The following is an 8,950-nucleotide window of genomic DNA, read 5'->3' as shown; positions in this document are numbered from 1 at the left end:
AAGCTCACCTTGGGTGAGCTTTTTCTATGAAAGTAACTTCAGCAAGCAGTGGGGATTAGCCAAGCGGTAAGGCAACGGACTTTGACTCCGTCATGCCTAGGTTCGAATCCTAGATCCCCAGCCATTGCCATGTGCCCTTAGCTCAGCCGGATAGAGCGTTTGACTACGAATCAAAAGGTCGGGAGTTCGAATCTCTCAGGGCACGCCATTCCTCTTCACCGAGTTACAAAGTGTGCTGAGATTTAGATTCGAACGTTAGAGTTCGTCGGAGCTGCGCTTCGAAAGCATTCGCTTCGCAGTCGGCTAAAAGCCGCATCTCTCAGGGCACGCCATTCATCTTCACCGAGTTACAAAGTGTGCTCCAACAGGCCATTTTATCCCGGGACGTAGCTCAGCTTGGTAGAGCACCTGGTTTGGGACCAGGGGGTCGCATGTTCGAATCGTGTCGTCCCGACCATATGCGTATGTAGTTCAATGGAAGAATTCCAGCCTTCTGAGCTGGCGGAATGGGTTCGATTCCCGTCAAACGCTTATCGATCCGTAGAGATCAGTGTACGAAGAGTGAAAAACGAAAGCCCTTCATCATCCGGGCTTTCGTTTTTTGTTTATGCCGGGGAGAGAGCCGGGATCCTATTAGAAGGAGATGCTATAATAGTCTCGTAAGTGTCCTAACCATGTGATGCGGCATTTGATTTAGTTGAAAGGGTTTGTCGGATATGAAAGCAAGTGACGATTTTTTTACCCGAAACATCAAACAAAACGGAGTTTCTTTAAATAACGTCCAGAAGCAGGCAGTTCTTCAAACGGAGGGAGCCTTGCTTCTTCTGGCCTCTCCGGGATCCGGGAAAACGACCACGGTCATCATGCGGATCGGCTACCTCATTGAAGAGAAGGGAGTTGTCCCGTCCCGCATTAAGGCGATTACATTCAGCCGCGCGTCAGCGGCGGATATGAAAGAGCGGTTTAAACGTTTTTTCCCTGATCTTCCGCCGGTTGATTTTTCTACGATTCACAGCATGGCCTTCGAGGTCGTTCGGGAGCATTTCCGTAAAACGAGGACGGCCTATCAAATCATTGAAGGCGACATCAGCTTGGAAGAACTGGGCGATTTGGATTCCGATAGTCCGCCTTTACATAAGAAGTTTATTTTACGGCATTTGTATAAAACGATCGCCCGCGAAAACATCACCGATGATCAAATGGACGAGCTCACCACCTACATTAGCTTCATCAAGAACAAAATGATTCCTGAAGACGAATGGTCGAACGTTCCATGTAATGTGAAGGAAGCGGGGCGAATCCTGTGGGAATATGAGACTTATAAACGGTTAGGCTCGAGCAAGCTGCTGATTGATTACGACGATATGCTGACCATCGCGAACGAGGTGTTGGAGAGGGATCGGGAGCTGCTGCGCAAATATCAGCAAAGGTACGATTATGTGCTGACCGATGAAAGTCAGGACACGTCGATGGTACAGCACGCCATTGTCGAGAAGCTGGTAAGGGAACATGGCAATCTGTGTGTCGTAGCCGACGATGATCAATCCATTTACAGCTGGAGAGGCGCGGAGCCTGCCTATTTGCTTAACTTCAGGCAAGTGTACCCGAATGCCGTTACGCTCTTCATGGAGCAAAACTACAGGTCATCGCAACATATTGTGAAAGCGGCCAACCAATTCATAAAACGAAACAAAAATCGGTACGATAAGAACATGTTTACTCACAACTCATCGCATAAGCCGATCCGAATCAGGAGCTTTGCCGATTACCCTTATCAGACGAAATACTTGGTCCAGGAAATCCAAAAGGTTGAAAGTCTTCGCGATGTGGCGGTGCTGTATCGAAATCATTCCTCTTCCATTCCTTTGATGAACGAATTTGACCGCGCGGGGATTCCCTTTTATATGAAGGATGCTGACATTCGTTTTTTCTCTCATTGGGTCGTGAAAGACATCTTGAACTTCATGCGAATGACCTTTACGGACAAGCGCGTTGATATTATGGAAGAAATTCATACCAAGCTTAACGGGTATATTACCAAGCAGCAGATGGCGGTACTGAAGGGAATCGACAATAACGAATCCGTCTTTGATAATTTGCTGAACTACGTCCCGCTGCAAGATTACCAGCGTAAACAGGTGCAGGAAGTCAAAGAAACCTTGCAACAGATGAAAGGCATGCCGCCGCTTGAGGCAATCCGGGTAATTCGAAACCGGCTTGGCTACGAGAAAGCCATCGACAAGATGTGTGAAAGGCTGGGATTCAGCAAGGAATACTTGACCGGTATTCTGAACACGCTGGAAGCGATCGCGGATACGCTCGAAACGATGGAAGATTTTGCGAAGCGGCTGAAGCACTTGGCGTCTCTGATGAAAAGCTCAAAGTCCAATAAGGACCACAATGCGGTGACCTTCTCCACCCTTCACAGTGCAAAAGGTCTGGAGTTCGAGCGGGTATATATGATCGATCTGATCGACGGCATCCTGCCCGCTTCCGCGGACATGGAGAAAAAGGCCGGAGGGAATCAGGCCCTCTTGGAGGAAGCCGTCCGTTTATTCTACGTCGGCATGACCCGGGCGAAAAGGGAACTGGAGCTGCTTACGTATCAAAAAAGGGATGGCGAAAAAGTAAAAGAATCTCCGTTTGTTGCGGACGTTCGCAGCATCGTCACGCCCGACAAGCCGCTGCCCAAACAGGAAGCGTCCGTCCAGGCAAATACGGTAAAGCCCGCGGTTCCCTTCAACCCGAATGCGATAACGAGCGCGGCTCAACTGAAAATAGGGCTGACGGTTCAGCACCGGTCTTGGGGGCGGGGGGAAATCGTCCAGCTGTCGGGGGAACGAATGGACATTCGCTTTCAGGCCGAGGTTAAGAAGCTTTCGGTTAAAGCTTGCTTGGAAATGGGGCTCCTGGAGCCGGGATGAATCTTTACAATCTCTTCGCATGCGGATGACATTCCGGAAACAATGCGCTGGTAAAGTAAAAATAGAAATGTGAGTTCCTTATACGAACCGAATAGACAAGGGTAGGAGACAAGGAGAAAACCCTTCATTGCAGCAATTGGATGAGTCGTCAAGTAAAGACTCTCCGGTTTCGTTTGCTGGATGAAGGGTTTTTTTGTGCTTTCCGAAACTGTGTGCGGGAGGGGTGGTAAGGCCGCCGCGCTTTGATGAACAAGCAGTCTGACCAAGGATGAAAGGGATGAGGGAAATGAACAGGTATAGGAAGTTATTCCATATGTGGATCATCGTCGCTTTATTAAGCGGCATGCTCCAGCTTAGCGTGCTGCCAGAGCAAGCTCAAGCGGCAGACGCGGGAAGAAAAACGCTCGACGTGAACAAAACGCGGCATGCTCCTGTCATTGACGGCAAGCTCGATGAATCCATCTGGAGCATCAATGAGCGTTTGGACAGACGGATAGGGGAAGGGGGGTTCCAGGAATCCCGCTTTGGCCTACTGTGGGATAACCGTTATTTATATATCGGCGTGAAGTCCGATGACGCGAATTTGATTCATAATGGCTCCGGGTATTGGTTCGAGCAGGATGGCGTGAACATTTTTCTGGATCCGACACAGCATCAGTCTGCGCCGTTTGCCGAGGGCGACATGCAGATCGGCTTGATGTATCAGCCGGGAACGACGACGCCGAAGCTGCAATTCGGGGCTGCGCTGAGCAATCACAGCGGCAAGGATGAGAAGAAGATATTAAGGGCGATTCAAACGACAGCTTCCGGCTGGTCGCTTGAAGTGGCGGTTCCTTGGGACATGCTTCATTTTGACCCTATGCTGAACAAGCGGCTCGGTTTGGAGATCGGCACAACCGACCGGTACGGCGACGATACAAGCCAGCAGCGGACAAGCTATTGGAGCGCCTATAACTCCAGCTCGTTCTGGAACGATACGAGCGGCTACGGTGTCGTGACGCTTGTAGACGGCAGCCCGGTTTCGGGGGATGTGAATCCTGTTCTTCTTCAGGAACATTTCGACGGCTATGCGGCAGGCAGCCTTCCTCCCGGCTGGATCTCGGATGTGAACAGCGGCAGCAGCCCGTTTACAGTTGTGCAGGATACCTACGGTAACGGAAGAATGCTATTTGACGGGAAGGCGTCGGGGAAGCAGGCCCGGGTCATCGCGCCCATTCAATGGGACAATTATGAGATTGAAGCGGATATGAGATTCGAAGGCGTGGTGAATGCCCAAAGATGGGCGGCGCTCATGTTCCGTGTGCCTTCTAACGGCAAGGTCCCTTACGATCAAATGGCTGTCCGGCAGAACGGCACTTATGAAATGGCTTATCGGAAACCGGATGGAAACTGGTTTTCACCGACGCCGATTTCCGGCATGTGGAAGCCGCTGACGTTAAATGAGGACTACACCTTGAAAGTCCGGGTATTCGGGAACAACGTCAAGGAATATATAAAAGCGAAAACCGATGCCGACTTTACGCTTTTGACGGACCAAACGTTAGGGTCAGATGTGCTCTTGGAAAAAGGCAAAATCGGATTTCAAGCGGACCAAAGCAAGGTTTCGTTCGACAACTTGAAAGTGACCCGAATTACGGCCGACAACCTGTATATGACGCTGCCGCCTACGATGGAGGCTCTGTCTGGCGCGGTTAATGTGACGGCCAGTGTATATTACTCCGACGGTATTACCGAAGCGGTGCCTTCCGGGATGCTCAAGTTGTATACATCGGATGAGAGTGTCATCAAAATCGTAAACAATCAAATCAATCCGCTCAAACCGGGTAAAGCGAAAGTGACGGCGATCTACGCCGATGCCGAATGGTCGCAGGAAATAACGGTAACGCCTTCTGCAGTCGGGGCCAAAGTAGTATCGCTTCAGCACGAGAGCGGTTATGTGCTGTCAGCCGCTGCGGGTCAACCGATCGAGCTCGACTCGATAACGCTGCGTGCGGACTACAGCGATTTTACATCGGGGCTGATGAAGGGAAGCGAAGTAAACTGGACTTCCGTCGATCCCGCTGTCGTGATTCATAGCGGCACAATGAAGGTACAACAAAAAGGCGTGTACACCGTAACCGCGGAAAAAGATGGTGTCCAAGTGTCCATACGGGTCGTAGCCAAGAATGCCGGCGACAGCGATTATGTGCTCTATGAAGAAAATTTTGACGCGCTTGCGAACGGAACGCTGCCGCAAGGCTGGACAAGAAAACAAGGGACAACTGCCGGCGCGGCGGCCGTGAATAACGGCGCATTTGAAATCGATGCAAGCGCGGCTCCCGACAACCCTTCGAGAGTACTGCTTCCCGATTATTTAGGGGCCTTCGGCAATTACAAGATCGAAGCCGACATTACGCATCTGGCGGCCAATAACACAGCGAGATGGAATTCCATCATGTACAGAATTCAGAACGATAATTACCCGTATTACCAGATGGCGGTCAGGCAGGATGCGACGGCGGCCAACGGCGTCGAATTTGCGGAGCGGACGCCTGCCAATGGTTGGAACGTCATGGAAAAAGGATCGTACACAGAAGCTATCAATCCGAATAAGCTGTACCATTACACGATACTAGCCTATGGAAACCGGGTGCAGGAATGGATCGGCAGCCAGCTTGTTATCGATACCGACCGGGCAACCAGCTATGCGAAGGGAAGAATCGGACTTCAAGCCGACGGAAGTAAAATGAAAGTGGACAATATCCGGGTCACCCTGCTGCAAACTCCGCTTCCGGCTATCGTGGATCCGTCGGACCGGTTCGTTCAGGTGACGGAGCCGGATACGAAAATCGCGATGGCGCCTACGGTAGTGGCGGAGATCACAAGTCTGGAGAACTTGGCCGGCTTCACCGGTCCTACCTTGCCGGCAACGGTCATTCTGCATGTGAACGGCGACCTGAAGGTGACCAATCCGACGGGCGAGAAGGAAATCGGCAGTCTCGATTCGGTTCTCGGCACGATTGGAACGAGGATGATTCCTGCCTTTTACGTGAAGGATGAGCTCTCCGTTGAGCGGTTGACGGAGTATTTAAAGAGCATCGGACTTGAAGACGCCTTTGTTGTTTCGAATAACGGAGATTTGATCAAAAAAGCGAGAACCGCTTATCCGATCATTCGCGGTATCGTCGATTTTACATCGGAGACGAATGGGTCCGAAGATCGATTGATCGATATCCGCAGACAAACGACGGCCAGCTTGGCCAAGATCGCGCTTCTGCCGCAGAGCGCCGCAACGCCTGACAATGTGAACTACCTTCAACAGCGGATGGTCTCGATCTGGACCAAGGAAACGGCGAATGCGGCTGACGAGAGCATCGCGATGCATCGTCTGATTACGGCCGGAGTGAACGGGATTGTCACCGACTCGCCGGATAAGGCGTTCGACGCTTTCAAGGTATATACCCATGACTTGACGCTGATCCGCAAGCCGTATATGATCGGCCATCGCGGATTGCCGACCAAAGCTCCCGAGAATACGATAGAAAGCAACCTTCTGGCGATTCAGGCGGGCGCTGATTTTATCGAGAACGACATGTATCTTTCCAAAGACGGGCATTTGGTTATCGTACACGATACCGATTTGACCCGCACGACGAACGGATCCGGGAATGCGGAAAATTACACGCTTGCGGAATTGAAGGCGCTCAATGCCAACAAGCCGATGCCGGCGGGCTACCCTGACGTGAAGATTCCGACCCTGGAGGAGCAGATCGATCTGGCCAAAGCGCACGGGAGAATGATTATGGCCGAGATCAAGACAAGCACCCCTAACGCTGTCGGCACCTACGTCCGGGTAATTAGGGAACAGGATGCCGAGGCGCTGATCGATACGATGTCTTTTCATGCCAGTCAACTGAAATTGATGGCTCAGCTGATGCCGGAGATGCCGCTGGGTTTACTGGTCAGTGCCGGTACGGTCAAGCAAGCCGATACGCAAAAATCTTTGCGCGATGCGCTCATGCTTGTCCAGCCGCTGAATGCTACTTTTAATACGGGCTATGACAGGGAGCTGAACAAAAACTTCCTGGAGGCCGCGAAGCACCGGGGGTTGATCGTATCCCCATGGACCTACAATAACAAAAATGATTTCATCAACATCTTTAAAAGCGGCGTCTATGGCATTACGACCGACTATGCGGACTGGGCCTCAGACTGGGCGGCTGCGCTCAAACCGGTGAATGACAAGTTCGTCCTGCAGCAGAACGAAACCATTCCGTTATCGTCCTATATCGTAACCTTTAAGGGTGAACAAAAGGATGTTCAGCCTGACATCGTATTGTTGGACGGACTGGATACGGTAGAAGCGAACGGCAGCATGCTTACAGCGAAGAAGCCCGGCAGAGCGCATGCCTTGCTTCGCTACTCGTTTGTTATCGACGACAACAATAAGTACGACCTCTATACGCAGCCGGTTCTCATTCATGTGGAGTCCCATAATGCCGATCTGGCAGGGTTAGAGGTGAGCGCGGGCACCTTAACGCCGGCATTTGCTCCGGATACGACAGCGTATCAATGGACGGTTGGCCGCAGCGTAAGCACAATCCGGGTAACGCCAACGGCCGCCGATGCCTGGGCGACGTTGAAAGTGAATGGTGTCCCGACCGTAAGCGGCGCGGTATACGAGGCGGCGCTCAAGTATGGAACGAACCGGATTGCGATTCAAGTGACGGCGGACGACAACACGACGACCAAAGAGTATGTGCTGAGCGTACTCCGGCCCCAGCCTGACGACGAATCGAGCGGCGGAACTTCGTCGCCTGCTCCGTCTGCCGGCGCTCCATCAACCGGCGATGGCATTCGTGACAAAGAAGAAGACGGCAGAAAAATCGCACAAACTACAGTCGACGACGCGGCGATTCGAGCCGCCGTGAACAGAGCCGGCCAAGGCAGCATTACGCTGCAGGCCGTGGAAGAAGGCGAAGACATCGATCAAGCGATGATTTCGTTAACTCCGTCAGCGCTTCAAGTCCTTCAGTCGCAGCAAGCGGGCAGCACCGTCGTGTTCAAGACGAATCTGGGTACATTTGAGCTTTCACTGGAGCAAATCGATGTCAGGGCATGGGCGACCAGGCTGGAAGTATCGCCGGACAAGCTCCATGTAACCGTCCAGATGACCAAGGATGACAAGGCTAAATCGGCTGCCGAAGCGAACGGCTTGCAGGTGCTCGCCTCCATCGAATTCAAGTTAACGGCGGCGGCGGAGAATGGAAGCAGCAGTGAAATCTCAAGCTTTAGCCGGTATGTGCCCAGAACGATGAAGCTGAACGGGCCGGTGAATGAACAGACGCTGGCAGCTGTGCGGGTTGAAACCGATGCGAACGGAAACACCGTGTATCAGCCGGTTCCGTTTGCTCTTGCGGATGGCGAAGCGGTTCTGTACAGCAGGTCCAACAGCACCTATATGCTTCTGGACCGCCGTGTAACCTTTAGCGATTTGAGCGGGCATTGGGCTAAACAGGATGTAGAGAGAATGGCCGCCAAATGGATTGTTCAAGGTGTCGATGACGACAAATTCGCGCCGGACCGGGAAGTCACGCGCGCCGAATTTGCCGCGCTGCTCGTGAGATCGCTGGGGCTGGCCGCCGCAGCTCCGGCAGGCGCAACGTTCAAGGACGTCAAGCCGGGGGACTGGTTCGCGAGCGCGGTAAATACCGCGGCCGCTAACGGGCTCGTCACCGGTTACGAAGACGATACCTTCCGCCCCTACGGCTATATCTCGAGGCAGGAAATGGCCGTCATGATTTACCGGACCATGCAGTTTGCCGGTTATCGCGCAGCAGATCCGGCCGCCGGCAACGCCTCTTTCTCCGATGAATCGGTGATTGCTGCTTGGGCGAGGGAAGCGACGGCCAAACTGGCGGGCCTGCAAATGGTGAACGGCGTGTCAGCGAATCGTTTCGCGCCGGAAAGCACGGGAACGAGAGCGGAAAGCGCGGTGCTGCTGAGCAGAATGCTTCGTTCCATCGATTTCTCCAACTAACGTAAGG

The 8,950-nt window shown here is 52.5% G+C and carries 2 protein-coding genes and 4 tRNA genes; all 6 read left to right on the top strand.

The genetic code is table 11. The annotated features are described in order from the left end of the window. Positions 1-49 precede the first annotated feature (49 nt). Positions 50-124: transfer RNA gene (locus FKP33_RS22560), tRNA-Gln, on the top strand. Between the two features lie 7 nt (positions 125-131). After that, positions 132-208 (top strand) — tRNA-Arg (locus FKP33_RS22555). Positions 209-380: 172 nt separating this feature from the next. Further along, positions 381-457: transfer RNA gene (locus FKP33_RS22550), tRNA-Pro, on the top strand. 3 nt (positions 458-460) lie between these two features. Next, positions 461-531: transfer RNA gene (locus FKP33_RS22545), tRNA-Arg, on the top strand. A 185-nt stretch (positions 532-716) separates the two neighbouring features. Beyond that, positions 717-2,924, top strand: coding sequence for an ATP-dependent helicase (locus FKP33_RS22540; RefSeq protein ID WP_127605035.1), 2,208 nt, complete (start codon positions 717-719; stop codon positions 2,922-2,924). A 313-nt stretch (positions 2,925-3,237) separates the two neighbouring features. Beyond that, a complete protein-coding gene (locus tag FKP33_RS22535) occupies positions 3,238-8,943 on the top strand; it encodes a glycerophosphodiester phosphodiesterase family protein (RefSeq protein WP_258313531.1) in 5,706 nt (1,901 codons plus the stop codon). The last annotated feature ends 7 nt before the right edge of the window (positions 8,944-8,950 follow it).

The sequence above is a fragment of the Paenibacillus sp. tmac-D7 genome (assembly GCF_006519665.1).
Taxonomy (GTDB): domain Bacteria; phylum Bacillota; class Bacilli; order Paenibacillales; family NBRC-103111; genus Paenibacillus_G; species Paenibacillus_G validus.
Note: the sequence above shows the minus strand (reverse complement) of the source record. Positions and strands in the feature narration are given on the sequence as shown.

What these genes read in the sequence shown, in the direction of transcription:
- FKP33_RS22535 (WP_258313531.1), top strand. Translation starts at nt 3,238, where the DNA reads ATGTGGATCATCGTCGCTTTATTAAGCGGCATGCTCCAGCTTAGCGTG.
- FKP33_RS22540 (WP_127605035.1), top strand. Translation starts at nt 717, where the DNA reads ATGAAAGCAAGTGACGATTTTTTTACCCGAAACATCAAACAAAACGGA.